The sequence below is a fragment of the Acidimicrobiales bacterium genome, from assembly GCA_036270875.1.
Taxonomy (GTDB): domain Bacteria; phylum Actinomycetota; class Acidimicrobiia; order Acidimicrobiales; family AC-9; genus AC-9.
Genome location: DATBBR010000131.1, coordinates 1 through 14,515 on the forward strand (window position 1 = coordinate 1; position 14,515 = coordinate 14,515).

General features: G+C 70.0%; 11 protein-coding genes and 1 tRNA gene. 6 read left to right on the forward strand and 6 right to left on the reverse strand.

From position 1 onward, the window contains the following. Positions 1 to 147: 147 nt before the first annotated feature. The 5 genes from VH112_12830 to VH112_12850 form a co-directional block, all read right to left on the reverse strand. Positions 148 to 223: transfer RNA gene (locus VH112_12830), tRNA-Gly, on the reverse strand. 16 nt (positions 224 to 239) lie between these two features. Then, positions 240 to 1,727 (reverse strand): wax ester/triacylglycerol synthase family O-acyltransferase, encoded by a 1,488-nt coding sequence (locus VH112_12835; GenBank protein HEX4541118.1) that lies wholly within the window; start codon positions 1,725 to 1,727, stop codon positions 240 to 242. Between the two features lie 41 nt (positions 1,728 to 1,768). Continuing rightward, positions 1,769 to 2,644 (reverse strand): DNA-formamidopyrimidine glycosylase family protein, encoded by an 876-nt coding sequence (locus tag VH112_12840; protein ID HEX4541119.1) that lies wholly within the window; start codon positions 2,642 to 2,644, stop codon positions 1,769 to 1,771. Between the two features lie 19 nt (positions 2,645 to 2,663). Next, positions 2,664 to 3,101 (reverse strand): dUTP diphosphatase, encoded by a 438-nt coding sequence (dut, locus tag VH112_12845; protein ID HEX4541120.1) that lies wholly within the window; start codon positions 3,099 to 3,101, stop codon positions 2,664 to 2,666. A 67-nt stretch (positions 3,102 to 3,168) separates the two neighbouring features. Beyond that, entirely contained in the window at positions 3,169 to 4,050 is an 882-nt protein-coding gene (locus tag VH112_12850) for a DivIVA domain-containing protein (protein ID HEX4541121.1), read from the reverse strand. 160 nt (positions 4,051 to 4,210) lie between these two features. On the opposite strand from VH112_12850, the gene orn reads away from it, so the two are divergent. From orn to VH112_12870, 4 genes are all read left to right on the forward strand, one after another. After that, the gene (orn, locus tag VH112_12855; protein ID HEX4541122.1) at positions 4,211 to 4,747 is read left to right on the forward strand and encodes an oligoribonuclease; all 537 of its coding nucleotides are present in this window, start codon (positions 4,211 to 4,213) and stop codon (positions 4,745 to 4,747) included. 61 nt (positions 4,748 to 4,808) lie between these two features. Continuing rightward, on the forward strand, positions 4,809 to 5,924 hold the full coding sequence (locus VH112_12860; GenBank protein ID HEX4541123.1) for an MBL fold metallo-hydrolase: 1,116 nt from the start codon (positions 4,809 to 4,811) through the stop codon (positions 5,922 to 5,924). Positions 5,925 to 5,956: 32 nt separating this feature from the next. Then, positions 5,957 to 6,991: an aldo/keto reductase gene (locus VH112_12865; GenBank protein ID HEX4541124.1), complete on the forward strand. Its 1,035-nt coding sequence runs from the start codon at positions 5,957 to 5,959 to the stop codon at positions 6,989 to 6,991. Between the two features lie 9 nt (positions 6,992 to 7,000). Beyond that, positions 7,001 to 7,759, forward strand: a complete 759-nt coding sequence (locus VH112_12870) for a dienelactone hydrolase family protein (GenBank protein HEX4541125.1) — start codon at positions 7,001 to 7,003, stop codon at positions 7,757 to 7,759. Here the strand turns inward: VH112_12870 and VH112_12875 are convergent. Then, on the reverse strand, positions 7,743 to 9,374 hold the full coding sequence (locus VH112_12875; protein HEX4541126.1) for an FAD-dependent oxidoreductase: 1,632 nt from the start codon (positions 9,372 to 9,374) through the stop codon (positions 7,743 to 7,745). The two genes, VH112_12870 and VH112_12875, sit on opposite strands and share 17 nt — an antisense overlap. 105 nt (positions 9,375 to 9,479) lie before the next feature. Between VH112_12875 and VH112_12880 the strand changes: the two genes are divergently transcribed. Together VH112_12880 and VH112_12885 are read left to right on the forward strand one after the other, a co-directional pair. After that, a complete protein-coding gene (locus VH112_12880; protein HEX4541127.1) occupies positions 9,480 to 12,803 on the forward strand; it encodes an AAA family ATPase in 3,324 nt (1,107 codons plus the stop codon). 88 nt (positions 12,804 to 12,891) lie between these two features. Next, positions 12,892 to 14,515: class I adenylate-forming enzyme family protein (locus VH112_12885; GenBank protein ID HEX4541128.1), on the forward strand; the 1,624-nt coding region annotated here is incomplete at its 3' end.

Here is a 14,515-nt window from a genome sequence, read left to right on the forward strand (position 1 = left end):
GCAGCCGCGTCGGTAGACCGATCTACTGACAAGGAGATACAGGATCTACTGCCAAGGTGCTTGCGGCTTCAGAGGCGAGGCATACATTCCCAGCCGCTCTGTAGCTGGCCAGAGCTACCGTCGGGTTGATACAGTGCCTCGGCTCCTTGGAGCGGACGACGGGACTCGAACCCGCGACCCTCACCTTGGCAAGGTGATGCTCTACCAACTGAGCCACGTCCGCGTGGCGTTCGATCCTATCAGGACCGGCCTGTTGATCTCCTTCTCGCGCCGCTCTGGTTGGCCGGCCGTCGGGGCGCACGGACTGGCCGGTTGACGGCGGCCATGGCGCGGTCGGCGGGCTTCTTGAGCTCCTCCAGGGCGTCCACGATGTACCGGGAGATGGCGTCGACGGCGGGAACGGCTTCCCTGCCGGCGACGAGACCGAAGTACATCGAGCCCATGTAGCTCATCACCGTGATGTTGAGCCCGACCCCCTCGGCCACCGGCCCCATCGGGTAGATCGCCACCATGCGGGCACCCACCGAGTACAGGGGCACGTTGGGACCGGGCACGTTGGAGATCACGACGTTGAACAGCGGCCTGAGCCGATCGAAGACCCGCATGTTCGAGACGAGTCGCGCTGCTCGAGCTGCCACCGCCGGAGCGGCGAACTCGGCCCAGTTGGTGAGCGTGTCGGCGCCGATGGCCTTGTCCTGGTCCTTGGCCAGAGTGACGCCGCTGCTGATGGCGCGGAGGCGCTCCACGGGGTCGTCGATGGTGCTGGCCAATGAGACGAGCATGGCCGTCACCTGGTTCCCCATCGGGCCCTGCTCGCCCTTGGCCCGCACCGATATCGGCACCATGGCCACGAGCGACGACTCCGGCTCCTCTCCCCGCTCGGAAAGGTAGCGTCGCAGAGCGCCGGAGCAGACCGCCAGCACCACGTCGTTCACGGTCCCCCCGAGGGCATTCTTCACCATCTTCACGTCGTCGAGTGACACCTCGGCAAACGCGAACCGGCGATGGGGAGTGATGGCGGTGTTCAAGGAGGTCCGGGGAGCACTGAAGGGCGCGGGCGGAGGCGCGGCGCCAGGCAGACGGTTCCGCCGGCGCAAGTTGAGGGCGGTGGTCATCGTGCGGCGCAGCGCCTTCGCAGCGGCGAGAGGCTGACGGGACAGTGAGTACAGTGCCCAGCCAACCAGCTCGAAGTCAGTGGGGATCCTGTCCGGGCGCCACGGAGGGTCGGGAGACGGCACGACGACGGGCTCGGGCTGCAGGTCGAGCAGGTTGACGGTCAGCTCCTCGCCCGACACGCCGTCGATGGCGGCGTGGTGGGTCTTCGTCACGACCGAGACCAGGCCGCCCTCGAGGCCCTCGACGACGTACATCTCCCACAGCGGCCTGCTGCGGTCGAGTGGTCGGCCGATGAAATCGGCGGCGAAGTCGGCGAGCTCCCGATGGCCACCCGGAGACGGCAAGCACGCCCGACGCAGGTGGTAGTCGAGATCGAAGTCAGGGTCCTCGATCCAGAGCGGATGGTGGAGGGCGAACGGCACCTGCACCAGTCGGCGCCGGAAGGGCGGCACCAGGGGGAGACGGTTCTCCACCATGGCCCGGACCCTGTCGAACGAGTACCCGCCGGGCACGTCGGTCGGATCGAAGACGCATGTCGACGCCACATGCATATGCATGTGTGACGTCTCCATGTACAAGAAGGTGGCATCGAGGCCGCTCAGGCGCTGCATACCGGTGAACCTCCCCCAAACTGGATCGCAGCTTCGGGATCTTACTTGAGTAGGCGGGACAGCCGGCGATCGGCGAGGGGTCGGCCGCCGGTCTGGCACGTCGGGCAGTACTGCAGCGACTTGGTTGCGAAGGCCACCTGCCGGACGCGATCGCCGCAGACCGGGCAGGGCTGGCCGGTACGGCCGTGCACGCGCATGCCGGCCCGCTTCTCGGCCTTGAGCCCCGCTGCGGGCAGTCCCGACGATCGCTCGACCGCCTCCGTCAGCACCTGCACCAATGCGTCGAACAGCCGCTCCAGCTCCGGTCGGGTGAGCTTGGCCGCGGGCTTGAACGGCGACAACCTGGCTACGTGCAGCACCTCGTCCGAGTAGGCGTTGCCGATCCCGGCGATGGCCTCCTGGTCCGTGAGGGCGCCCTTGAGCGTCGTTCCCTTTGCCAGGGCCGTCTCCAGGGCGCCCACGTCGAAGGCGGGGTCGAGCGCTTCGGGGCCCAGCCGAGCCAATGGCTCGACCTCCTTGGGCGACCGCACGACCCAGAGCGCTAGCCGCTTCTCCGTGCCCGCCTCGGTCACCTCGAAGCCGGCGCCCGTGGCGAGGCGCGTCCGCAGGGCCAGCGGTCCCCTCCCGGGCTTGACCAAGGACGTTGGCAGTTTGTCGCGCCATCGGACCCATCCGCCCCGCGCCAGGTGCAGCACCAGCCAGAGCGAGTCGGAGGTGCCCGCGGAGGCGGTCTCGAAGAGCAGGTACTTGCCACGCCGACCGACCCCGGCGATGTCCCTACCGTTCAGCGCGTCGAGCGGCGGGTCGAAGGTCTTCAGCGCCGAGATGGCGCCCAGCTCCACCCTGGCGATCGTCTGGCCCCTGAGGCGGTCGTCCAGAAACTGCACGAGGGCCTCCACTTCGGGGAGCTCGGGCACGGCGCCGCTCCTCGGATCCTCAGCGGCCCGTGTGCCCGAAGCCGCCCCTGCCGCGCTCGGTCTGCGGCAGCTCCTCGACCGGCCGGAACCCCGCCGCCTCGACCCGCTGGATCACCAGTTGGGCGATGCGGTCACCACGGCGCACGCGGTAGACGGTGCCGGGGTCGGTGTTGACGAGCAGGACCCGGATCTCGTCGCGGTAGCCGGCGTCGATCAGGCCCGGCGTGTTGAGGCAGGTCACCCCGTGGGTGAGGGCCAGCCCGCTGCGGGGCTGGACGAACCCGGCATATCCCTCGGGAATGGCCATCGCGACGCCGGTCGGCACCAGGGCTCGACCCCCGCCTGAGCCCAGCGTGGCGTCCTCGCGCGCCACCAGATCGGCGCCGGCATCGCCGGTCCGGGCGTAGGTCGGAAGGGGTAGCTCAGGGTCGAGCCGCCTGACGGCCACGTCGATCACGCTCCGACCCTACCGCCGCCCACCTCGGCCACCACCGGCGGCCGGCGGCCGGCCCAGAGCGCCGGCCTCAGGCGCTCTTGGTGGCTGGACGGCGATTCCCGTCTGGCCGGCGCTGACGCGCCGGCGCCTGCTCGGCGGTGTCGTCGGACACCTGCTGGATCCGCTTCTTCGTGCCCCCCGAGTCGACCTCACGGGTCTCATCGGTCGCGGCGTCAGACTCGACGCGCGGCGTCTCCCTTGTCGCATCCGCTGGGCCATCGGCATCGCCGCTGGGCGGAACCGCCGCACCCGGGCCGCGCGGGCCGTTGCCGCCGCCGATCACACCCTCGAGCAGCTCGCGCAGGCGAGCCAGCTCGCCGAGCGTGGCGCGGCGCTGCTCCTCGAGGCGATCCAATTCCTTGCGGGCCTCCGACAGCTGAACCTGGGCTTCGTCCCAAACCGCCTGGGCCCGCTCCTCGGCTCCCTCCTCGGCCTCCTTGATGAACTGCTCGACCTGCTTGCGGGCCCGCTCGACCTCTTGGCCGGCCTCATCGCGCTGATGGCGGGCGTCCTCGGCGATCTCGGCTGCCTGCCCCTCAGCTGCAGCCACCAGCTCGTCAGAGGCATTGCGGGCCTTCTCTCGCTCCTCCTCGGCCTCGGACACGATGTTGCTCCGTAGCTCCTGAGCGGCGTCCCAGGCCTCTCGCAGGATCTGCTCGGCCCGCTCACCCAGCGACCGGACCGAGGGCGGCAGGGAGTCCCCCGAGCGCTCCTCGAGGTCGGCAACCTTTGACTCGAGGCTGTGGACACGGCGTGCCGCGGCAGCCAGCCGGGCTTCCCCCGCCTCTATGTGCGACTGGGCGTCACCAGCCCATCTCTCGTACTCGGCGAGGTACGCATCGACCTGATCCCGGTCGTAGCCCCGCATCACGATGGCGAACCGGGGTCGCTCGGCAGCTTGCTCGGTCATCGGCTCTCGGTCGTCCTCTCATGTTGTCGAATCGCTGTCAGCCTGTGCTCTCGAGCCGGCGCCCCGCGCCGGCTCCCGCGATCGGCCCCCGGTCGCACCACGCTACCCGCAGCACGCCCCAGCAAACCACGAGTCTGGATCTTCGACCTACGATGCGGCCGTGCTGGTCTGGATGGACCTGGAGATGACGGGTCTCGATCCCACCCGTCACGTGATAGTCGAGGTGGCCACTCTAGTCACCGACGACCAGCTGTCGATAGTCGAGGAGGGTCCTGACCTGGTCGTGGCGGCGCCGCCAGAGGCCCTGGCGGCGATGGTGGAGCCCGTCCGGAGCATGCACGAGCGCAGCGGCCTCCGGGCCGAGATCGAGGCCTCGTCCGTCACCCTCGAGGAGGCCGGCGCCCGGACGCTCGATTTCATCCGCCGCCACGTGCCCGAGCCCGGCACAGCTCCCCTGTGCGGTAACTCGATCGGCACCGACCGGAGGTTCCTGGCCGCCTACCTCCCGGCGATCGACAACCACCTCCACTACCGCTCCATCGACGTGTCCACGGTGAAGGAGCTGTGTCGGCGCTGGTACCCGGAAGCCTTCGCCGCTGCCCCGGAGAAGGCCTCGGGGCACCGGGCGCTGGAAGACATCAGGGAGAGCGTGGCCGAGCTGGCGTACTACCGCTCCGCCATTTTTCGCCCCACCTGATACGCACGCCTCTCTTGACCGGCCAGTCAAGCGACAGCCGTGGAGCCACTAGGGTGAGGTCATGGAGCGAGCCCGCAAGCAGGAGCAGGAGCCCGCCGCTGAGACGGTCAGCGAGGTGGCGCCGAACGTGCTCCGCATGCAACTTCCCATCAGCATGCCGGGGCTCGGCCACGTCAACTGCTATGCGCTCGTCGACGAGCGGGGGGCGGCCGTCATAGATCCGGGTGTCCCCGGTCCCTCGTCCTGGCGGGCGCTCCAGCGCCGACTCCAGGCGGCCGAGCTTCGGATCAGCGACGTGCACACCGTGATCGTCACCCACTCCCATCCGGATCACTTCGGGGGGGCGGGGCGTCTGGCCCAGGAGGCGGGGGCCGAGCTGGTGTCGCACGCCAGCTTCCGCACCTGGTCGACGAGATCCGAGTCGGAGCCGTGCACCGACGACGGCCCCGGAGTCCATCGCGACGAGACGGACACGGACGGCAATGAGCAGACCTCGGACGACTCCGGCCCGAACCCCTGGGGCGAGCCCGTGCCTTGGGGGGGCAAGAAGTTCAAGCCCCCGTGGCGACAGCGCCTGGCCTTCCGGATCATGAGCACCCGCCTCGTCCCCGGCTTCGTGGCGCCCCGACCCACCCGGCGCGTCCGCGACGGTGACGTCCTGCGGCTCGCCGGCCGGGAGTGGGTCGCCGTGCACTCCCCCGGTCACACCCTCGACCACATCTGCCTGTTCGACCCCGAGCGAGGTGTCCTGCTGTCCGGTGACCACGTGCTGCCCACCATCACGCCGCACGTGGCCGGCATCGGGTCCGGCCGTGACCCGCTGGCCGATTTCGTCGCCTCCCTCGACAAGGTCGCGGCCCTGGGTGAGGTCACTGATGTCCTCCCGGCCCACGGCCATCCCTTCGGCGATCTGGCCGGCAGGATCGCGGCGATCAAGGCGCATCACGTCGAGCGCCTCGAACGCGTCCGCGCCATCGCCGCTGCCCTCGGGCCAGCGACGGTGGCGGACTTCTCCCACGAGCTGTTTCGCCGGGAGCGTTGGGGCCACATGGCCGAGAGCGAGACGTATGCCCACCTCGAGCACCTCCGGCTGACAGGCGAGGCCCACCGCTACGAGGGCCGCGACGGGCTGGTGTATGTGATCGAATCAGAGGCACACTCCACCGCGTCCGCCTGAGGGGCGGGACGGCCACCGTCGGAAGGAGAACCATGGACCACCGCACGCTCGGCGGCACGGGCATCAAGGTCAGCCCTCTGTGCCTCGGGGCCATGATGTTCGGGGCCTGGGGCAACCCCGACCACGACGAGTCGGTCCGGATCATCCACGCCGGGCTCGACGCCGGCATCAATTTCGTCGACACCGCCGACGTCTACTCCAACGGGGAGTCGGAGCAGATCGTGGGCAAGGCGCTCGCCGGACGACGCGACAACGTCGTGCTGGCCACCAAGTTCCACGCACCGATGGGCGAGGACGCCAATCAGCGGGGAAACTCCCGACGCTGGATCGTGCAGGAGTGCGAGAACAGCCTCCGTCGCCTGGGCACCGATTGGATCGACCTGTACCAGGCCCACCGCCCCGACCCGTCGTGTGACGTAGACGAGACGCTCTCGGCTCTCTCCGACCTCGTCCATTCCGGCAAGGTGCGGGCCATCGGCAGCTCGACCTTCCCGGCCGAGGAGATCGTCGAGGCCCAGTGGGTCGCCGAGCGGCGGGGCAGGGAGCGCTTCCGCTGCGAGCAGCCGCCGTACTCGATACTGGCCCGCGGCATCGAGGGCGGGGTGCTGCCCGCCTGCCAGCGCTACGGCATGGGGGTCATCGCCTGGAGCCCGCTCAACGGCGGGTGGCTCGCCGGCCGCTACCGCCGCGGTGAAGCAGCACCGCGAGACTCCCGAGCGGCGCGGATGGGCGGCCGTTTCGACCCCAACCGTGCTGAGAACAGCCGCAAGCACGACCTCGTGGAGGAGCTGGCCAAGGTGGCGGCCGAGGCCGGGTGCTCGCTGGTGCACCTGGCCCTGGCCTTCGTGCTCGTCCACCCGGCGGTCACGTCCGCGATCGTCGGGCCCCGCACCATGGAGCATCTCGAGGGCCAGCTGGGCGCCACCGACGTAGCCCTGAGCGACGACGCGCTCGACCGGATCGACGAGCTCGTGGCGCCGGGGACGAACATCGAGCCCGGCGATGCCGGTTACACGCCGCCCGCCATCGAGTCCGCCTGGCGACGCCGCCGGGTCCAGCGCACCTGATTACGAACCATGAGCGTGCTCCCGCCCACCACAGACATCACGATCCCCGCGCCCGGCGGGCGCTCGCTGCGGGGCGCCTTGGCGCTGCCCGACGGCGACGGGCCTCACCCGGGCATGGTCGTCCTGCACGAGGCGTACGGGCTCAACAACGACATCAAGCGTCATGCGGCGCGCTTCGCCACCGAGGGCTATGTGGCCCTGGCGCCCGACCTCTACTCCAACGGCGGCAATCGGGCCCTGTGCATCTCCCGGGCCATGCGCGACCTGGCCACCCGGACGCAGGGAGGCGCCTTCGCCGACATCGAAGCGACCCGACGGGCGCTCGCCGATCGAGCCGACACCGACGGCGACCGGGTGGGCGTGGTCGGGTTCTGCCTGGGGGGAGGTTTTGCGCTCGCCTTCGGCGCGCGGGGCAGGGTGGGCGCGGCCGGCGTGAACTACGGCATCGTGCCCAAGGACCGAACCCAGCTCGAAGGAATCTGCCCCGTCGTCGCCAGCTACGGCGCCCTCGATCGAACGCTGCGTTCTGCGCCTCGTCGGCTCGAGGAGCACCTGGCGGCCCTTGGGGTGCCGCACGACATCAAGGTGTACGAGGGCGTGGGGCACTCCTTCCTGTCGTACGACAACAAGCCGGGGTGGATGGACCGGGTACCCGTGCCGGATCCGATGCACCTGGGCTACGACGAGACGGCGGCCGAGGACGCCTGGCGAAGGATGTTCGCCTTCTTCGGCGAGCACCTCGGCGTCGCGGCTAAGGCAGGTTCCTGAGACCCTGCTGGTACCTCGCCCGGTCGAGAGTCCGCAGGGGACCGAAACCGGGCAGCTGCGGCAGCTTCCAGACCCGGCACTCCCGCCCTCGGTGGCCCGAGGCGCGGATGATCCCGTTCACGGCCCGGCGCGCAGCCTCGTTCGCTCCTTCCATGGTCGCCAGATCGGTGTTGGTCCGGACGTAGTCGGACGCGAGGAAAAGGTTGGGGATCCCCTTGACGTCGGCCTCGGGTCGCCATGACCACGACCCTGCCGTGTTCACGAGGAGCGGCTCGAGGTTGATGTCCCTCCGCCCGTGATTGGGACCGACGATGTCGGGGTCGAGGAACCACCTGCGCAGGTCGGCGTCGTCGAGTCGCCTCCGACCGTCCTGGTTGAGATGGGCCTTGAGCTGGGCCCAGACCTCGTCCTTGATCTCCCGGGGGGTCAGGAGGTTCGCGGGTCGATGGTAGACGATGCCGGGTGTGTCCCAGTCGGAGATGTCGACCGACAGGATGCCCTGCACCTTGCCGTCGCCGATGCGGGAGAAGTCGACACCGGGCCAGAACTGCCGCTGGGAGATCGAAGTCAGCGCGAACGGTGAGTCGGTGTAGGTCACGTGGCCGTGGACGACTGGCACGTCGTGCGCCAGGTAGAACTGGATCCCGTTCATCCAGCTGAGCTCCAGCCGGCGAATGTCACCGAGAACGGGCTCGGCCGCGACCATCTCAGGGGTGATGAGATCGCGCATGATCTCGACCGGCAGGGCCGAGACGTAGTAATCCGCGGTCTCGGTGCTCTTGCGCCCACCTTCGGAAATCTCGACGCCGGTGATGCGGCGTGCGTCGCACTTGATGGCGCACACCGCCGCGCTCAGGTGGTAGTCGACCTTCAGGTGCTCGAGATGCTCGAGCCACGGCGAGATCCAGACCGAGCTCGTCGGGCCGTTGAGCACCCGATCGAGCTGGCCGCCCGGGGTCATCAGGCTGTGGACCAGGGCGATGAAGATGTAGCCGATCGTGCGGGCGCTGGCCGTGTCTGCCTGGGCGGCCACGGTGCGGCGGGTGATGCCGTCAGCCAGGAAGCACTGGAAGGCAGCCGAGCGCCCGCCAGCGCCCACGAAGTCCCACCAGTCGACGTTCTCCCATTCGTTGATCCGGCGCTCGTCGCAACTGCCCAGGAGGATGCCGATGCGGCTCGCGAAGTGCGCCATATCGCCAGACGAGAGTCCAGTGCGGTCTCCGAGGGCCAGCACCATGGCACTGAGCACGTCACGTGGCGATCGCGGGAAGACGTCGGGGATGACGATCGGGAGCTGCCCCTCGCGCAGGAACGCGGCTCGAGTGGTGGGCACCAGGTTGTCGAAGACCCTCTTGCTCTGGCCTCCGTAGGGGATCCGCTTCATGGTGTCCGGCACGTGCTGGTAGAAGCCGGGGAAAAACCGGAAACCGTGCTCGCCCGGGAGATCCGTGCGCCCTCCCACCCCCGAGCCGCGCACGGAGATGCTGCGAGCCTTGCCGCCGGGGACGTCCCGAAGCTCGTAGACCCTGACCCTGAAGCTGCGTTCAGCGAGCTCGTGGGCGGCGGTCATCCCCGCCACCCCCCCACCGAGGACGATGACCGTCGGTGGTTCCATCCCCTCCCCTTCCGCTTCGCCAGCTCCCTCATGATACCGACGGGCTGAAGTAGTACCGTGGGAATCCAATCCTCGTTGGGGGGAAGGCAACGCGAGGGGTACGAAGTGGGCTCCACCGAGACGGTGACGATCCTCTTCACGGACATGGTGGGCTCGACTACCGCTACGTTTCGCCTCGACCGCGACGCCGCCGAGGAGCTGCGCCGTGCGCACTTCACGCTGTTGCGACGCTCGATCGCCACATCGGGGGCCAGAGAGGTCAAGAGCCTCGGCGACGGGCTGATGGTCGCCTCGGTCAGCGTCTCGGACGCCCTCGACTGCGCGCTCGCCATGCAGCGGGGCGTCGCCGTCCACAACCGGCGCGCCGGCGAGCAGCTGAGCGTGCGCATCGGGATCAGCACCGGCGACGCCACCAGAGAGGACGACGACTACTTCGGCCTGCCCGTTGTGGAGGCGGCTCGACTGTGCGCTGCGGCCAGCGGCGGCCAGGTCCTCATGACCGAGGTGGTCCGCATGGCCGCCGGCGCCCGTTCGGGGCACGCCTTCAAACCCGTCGGACCCCTCGCGCTGGACGGCCTGCCCGAGCCGCTCGTCGCCTGCGAGCTGACGTGGACCCCACCGCCCGACCGCGCCATACCGCTGCCCACACGGCTCTCGGTTCGCCCACCGGCTGGTTTCGTCGGGCGGGGCCACGAACGCTCCAAGCTGGCCAGTACGGCAGACGTCGCAACGCGTCAGCGTCGCGTGGTGCTCGTGTCAGGTGAGCCCGGCATCGGCAAGACGGCCCTGGCATCCGAGGTGGCGACCACGGCGCGCGACTCGGGCGCGGATGTGCTTTACGGGCGCTGTGACGCCGACGTCGGCCGGCCCTACCAGCCGTTCGTCGAGGCCCTCACGCATTACGTCGCCCACAGCCCCGAGTCGGTGCTCGACGCTCACGTGGCCGAGCATGGTGGTGAGCTTGCCCGTCTCGTGCCCGAGCTGCGTCGCCGCATCGCTGGTGTGCCGCCGCCCCAGACCGACGACGCCGACGCCGAGCGCTCCATGCTGTTCGGAAGCGTCGTCGCCCTTCTCGCCGCCGCGTCCCGCGACGCGCCACTGGTGCTGGTCCTCGACGACCTGCACTGGGCGGACAAGCCGACCCTGTCACTGTTCAGGCACCTGGTGACCTCCGACACGCCGATGGCGCTTCTCGTCATCGGGACTTACCGTGACTCCGACCTGTCGGCGACCCATTCGCTTACCTCGGTCCTCGCCGATCTCCGTCGGGAGACAAACGTCGACCGGCTGACCCTCGAGGGCCTGGCCGCGACCGAGCTCATCGAGCTGATGGAGTCGGCTGCCGGGCACCGCCTGGACCAGCCTGGCCGCGAGCTGGCTCGGGCGCTCCACCGCGAGACCGACGGCAACCCGTTCTTCGCCGCGGAGATCCTTCGCCATCTGGTCGAGTCGGGGATGATCGTGCAAACGGACGGCCACTGGACCTCGACGCTCGACCTCCGCCAGGTGGGCCTGCCCGGCAGCGTGCGCGAAGTCGTTGCGCAGCGGGTGGCGCGCCTCGGGGACCTGGCCGCCCGAGCACTGAGAGTGGGCGCCGTCGTCGGCCGTGACTTCGGCCTCGACGTCGTCAGCCGCGTGCTGAGCGACGTCCCGGAGGATGCGCTGATCGAAGCGCTCGAGGCGGCCGTGGAGGCGTCGCTGCTGGTCGAGGTGGCCGACTCGACAGAGGGTTTCAGCTTCGTGCACGCCCTCATCAGGCGGACCCTCTACGACGACCTGAGCGGTGTCCGCCGTCGACGGCTGCACCATCGCGTCGCCGAGGCCCTCGAGGACGTGTGCGGAGACGACCTGGGTGGGCGCGTCGGGGCCCTTGCCCACCAGTGGGCCGAGGCCCGCCTCGACGATCCCGGACGGGCCATCTCCTATGCCCAGCAGGCCGGCCAGGCCGCCATGGCCCAGCTGGCGCCCGACGAGGCTCTGCGATGGTTCACCCGGGCCCTGGACCTGGCCGGAGACGGCGGGGTTCGCGGGGTCGGCGGGGTCGGCGCTCGCCCAAACGCGGATGCCAGGCGGCGCTGCGACTTGCTCATTGGGCTCGGAGAGGCCCAGCGGCAAGCGGGTGAGCCGTCCCATCGGGAGACCCTGCTGGAGGCAGCCGAGATCGCCCAAAAGCTCGGGGACCGCGACCGATTGGTTGCGGCCGCCCTGGCCAACAATCGCGGCTTCCACAGCGCCACGGGCGTCGTGGACGTCGAGCGGGTAGCGGTGCTGCGGGCCGCGCTCGACGCAGTGGCGGGGTGCGACGGCCCGGCGCCAGCTTTGCTGTTGGCGACGCAGGCGGTCGAGGCTACCTACAGCGGCGACTGGCAAGGTCGACGACTTCTCGCCGACCATGCCCTCGATGCGGCTCGGCGGATCGGCGACAAGCCGACTCTCACCCGGGTGCTGACGCTGCGCTTTCCGACCCTCAACGTCCCCGATACCGTCGACGAACGCCACGCTCAGGCTGAAGAAGCCCTGCAGATGGCGGATGCGCTCGGTGACCCGGTCCTGCGGGGCTACGCCACGTGGTTCTGTCTCTGGTCCTGCGCCGAGCGCGGGGATCTCCTGGAGGCCGACCGCCATCTGGAGCAGCTGCAGGGGCTGGCCGACCGCGTCGGGCAGTCCTTCCTGCGCTACACGGTCGCCTTCAGCGGCTCCTGGCGGGCGCTCCTCGCCGGCCGGATCGAAGAGGCCGAGGTGCTGGCGGGCGAGGCGCTCCAGATCGGCAACGACAGCGGGCAGCCCGAGGCCCAGCCGCTCTACATCAGCCAGCTGTGTGAGATCCGCCGGTACCAGGGCCAACTGGATGAGGTCGTCGAGCTGCTCGCCCAGGTCACGGCGGACAACCCCGGGATCCCGGGCCTGCGGGCTCACCTGGCCGGCACATACTGCGAGCTCGACCGTGATGCCGACGCTGCCGCCGTGCTCGTCCCGGACCTCGGCGACACCTTCGCCGCCTTCCCCTACGACCCGCTGTGGCTGGTCGGGATGGCGCTGCTGGCCTCCGCCTGCGCCCACCTCGGCATGGCCCAGCCGGCCGCGGTCCTCTACGACCGTCTGGCTCCGTTCGAGGACCAGCTCCCGTTCGCCGGTAGCGCCGTGTACGGCTCGGTCGCCTACTACCTCGGCCTCCTGGCCAGCACCATGGGCCGCTACGACGACGCGGACACCCACTTCTCGGCCGCGGCCGGCCGCCACGACAACATCGGCGCCGTGTACTGGCTGGCCGTCACCCGCCTCGACTGGGCTCGCATGCTGCTGGCCCGAGACCGTGCCGGCGACGCCGCCCGGGCCTGGGCGCTGGCGGAGCAGGCGCGCGCCGTCGCCGGCGATCTGGGCTTCTCGGCAATCCAGCGCCGAGGCGCCGCCCTCCTGGCGACTCACTAGCGGTTGGCTACGGTTGCGCCGGAGCCCCGATCCGGCCGAAATGTACGGCCGGCCCGGGAGGCCGGCCCGCAGGGAGGTTCAGCACGGCATGACAGATCCGCTCGCACAGAAGGAGCCGCTCTCGTTGGCCGACGCCACGGCCACGCTCACGGCTCCAGGGCAGATGTTCGAGATCGGCGAGGAAGTGATCCGCGGGGTGCCGACCCGGGTGTGGAAGCACGCGCCGCCGACGTTGCGGGCCGTCCTGGAGCTGTCCCGGGGCCATGGTGACGCGACCTACCTGGTCTACGAGGACGAGCGGACCACCTACGAGGAGCACTTCCTGGCCGCGGCCACCCTCACCCGGACGCTCATCGACCGCTACGGGGTGCGCAAGGGCGACCGGGTGGCCATCGCCATGCGCAACTTCCCCGAATGGGTCCTGTCCTTCTGGGCAGCCGCCGCCGCTGGTGCCGTCGTCGTGCCCCTCAACGCCTGGTGGACCGGGCCGGAGCTGGCGTTCGCCCTCGACGACTCCGGCGCCAAGCTGCTCTTCGCCGACGCCGAGCGGGCCGAACGCCTTGCGCCCCACCTCGGGGATCTCGGATTGGAGCAGGTGATCGTCGCCCGGGCGGACGACGCCGTAGCGCCCGCGCACGACCGCTTCGAGGAACTGCTCGGTACCCCGGTTGGCGACGCCGCTCTCCCCGAGGTCGACATCGGCCCCGAGGACGACGCCACGATCTTCTACACATCGGGCACGACGGGCAGGCCCAAGGGAGCGGTCGGGACCCACCGCAACATCTGCACCAACCTCATGAGCCTGTTCTTCGTGGCCATGCAGGGTGGCCTGCGTGCCGGTACCGCGCCCGGCGATGGTGGCGGACAGAACGCGTACCTGCTGAGCGTGCCGCTGTTCCACGCCACTGGCTGTCACTCGGTGCTGGTGGCGAACACGGCCGCCGGGGGCAAGCTGGTCATCATGCGCCGCTGGGACCCCGAGCGGGCCCTGGAGCTCATCGAGCGCGAACGGATCACGACCTTCGGCGGGGTCCCGGCGATGGTGTGGCAGGTGCTGGACTCGCCGGACTTCTCCCGCCGCGACACCTCGAGCGTCAGGAGCATCGGCTACGGCGGCGCGCCCGCCCCGCCCGAGCTGGTCCGGCGGATCAAGGCCCACTTCCCGACGGGCCATCCCTCCAACGGCTACGGCCTGACGGAGACCTCCTCGCTCACGACCATGAACAGCGGATCGGACTACGAGCGCAAGCCCGACAGCGTCGGACCACCCGTCCCCGTGGTCGACGTGAAGGTCGTCGGTGAGGACGGCATCGACCTCGCGGCCGGTGAGACAGGAGAGCTCTGGGTCAAGGGCCCCAACGTGGTGCGCGGCTACTGGGACAACCCGGAGGCGACGGCCGCCACCTTCACCCAGGGATGGCTGCATACCGGCGACGTGGCCGAGATCGACGAGGAGGGGTTCGTGCACATCGTCGACAGGGCCAAGGACATGGTCATCCGAGGAGGAGAGAACGTCTACTCGGTCGAGGTCGAGTCCGTGCTCTTCGAGCATCCGGGCGTCATCGACGCTGCCGTGATCGGCATTCCCCACCCGGTGCTCGGCGAGGAGGTGGGTGCGGTGGTGCAGATCCGTCCCGGTGCCGACGTCGGGGCGGAGGACCTGCGCGAGCACGTGGCTGCGCACCTGGCGGCCTTCAAGGTGCCGGTGCGGG

Excerpts from the sequence above, each read along its gene's own strand:
- VH112_12835 (HEX4541118.1), bottom strand. The coding sequence starts at position 1,727 with ATGCAGCGCCTGAGCGGCCTCGATGCCACCTTCTTGTACATGGAGACG.
- VH112_12850 (HEX4541121.1), bottom strand. The coding sequence starts at position 4,050 with ATGACCGAGCAAGCTGCCGAGCGACCCCGGTTCGCCATCGTGATGCGG.
- VH112_12860 (HEX4541123.1), top strand. The coding sequence starts at position 4,809 with ATGGAGCGAGCCCGCAAGCAGGAGCAGGAGCCCGCCGCTGAGACGGTC.
- VH112_12865 (HEX4541124.1), top strand. The coding sequence starts at position 5,957 with ATGGACCACCGCACGCTCGGCGGCACGGGCATCAAGGTCAGCCCTCTG.
- VH112_12870 (HEX4541125.1), top strand. The coding sequence starts at position 7,001 with ATGAGCGTGCTCCCGCCCACCACAGACATCACGATCCCCGCGCCCGGC.
- VH112_12875 (HEX4541126.1), bottom strand. The coding sequence starts at position 9,374 with ATGGAACCACCGACGGTCATCGTCCTCGGTGGGGGGGTGGCGGGGATG.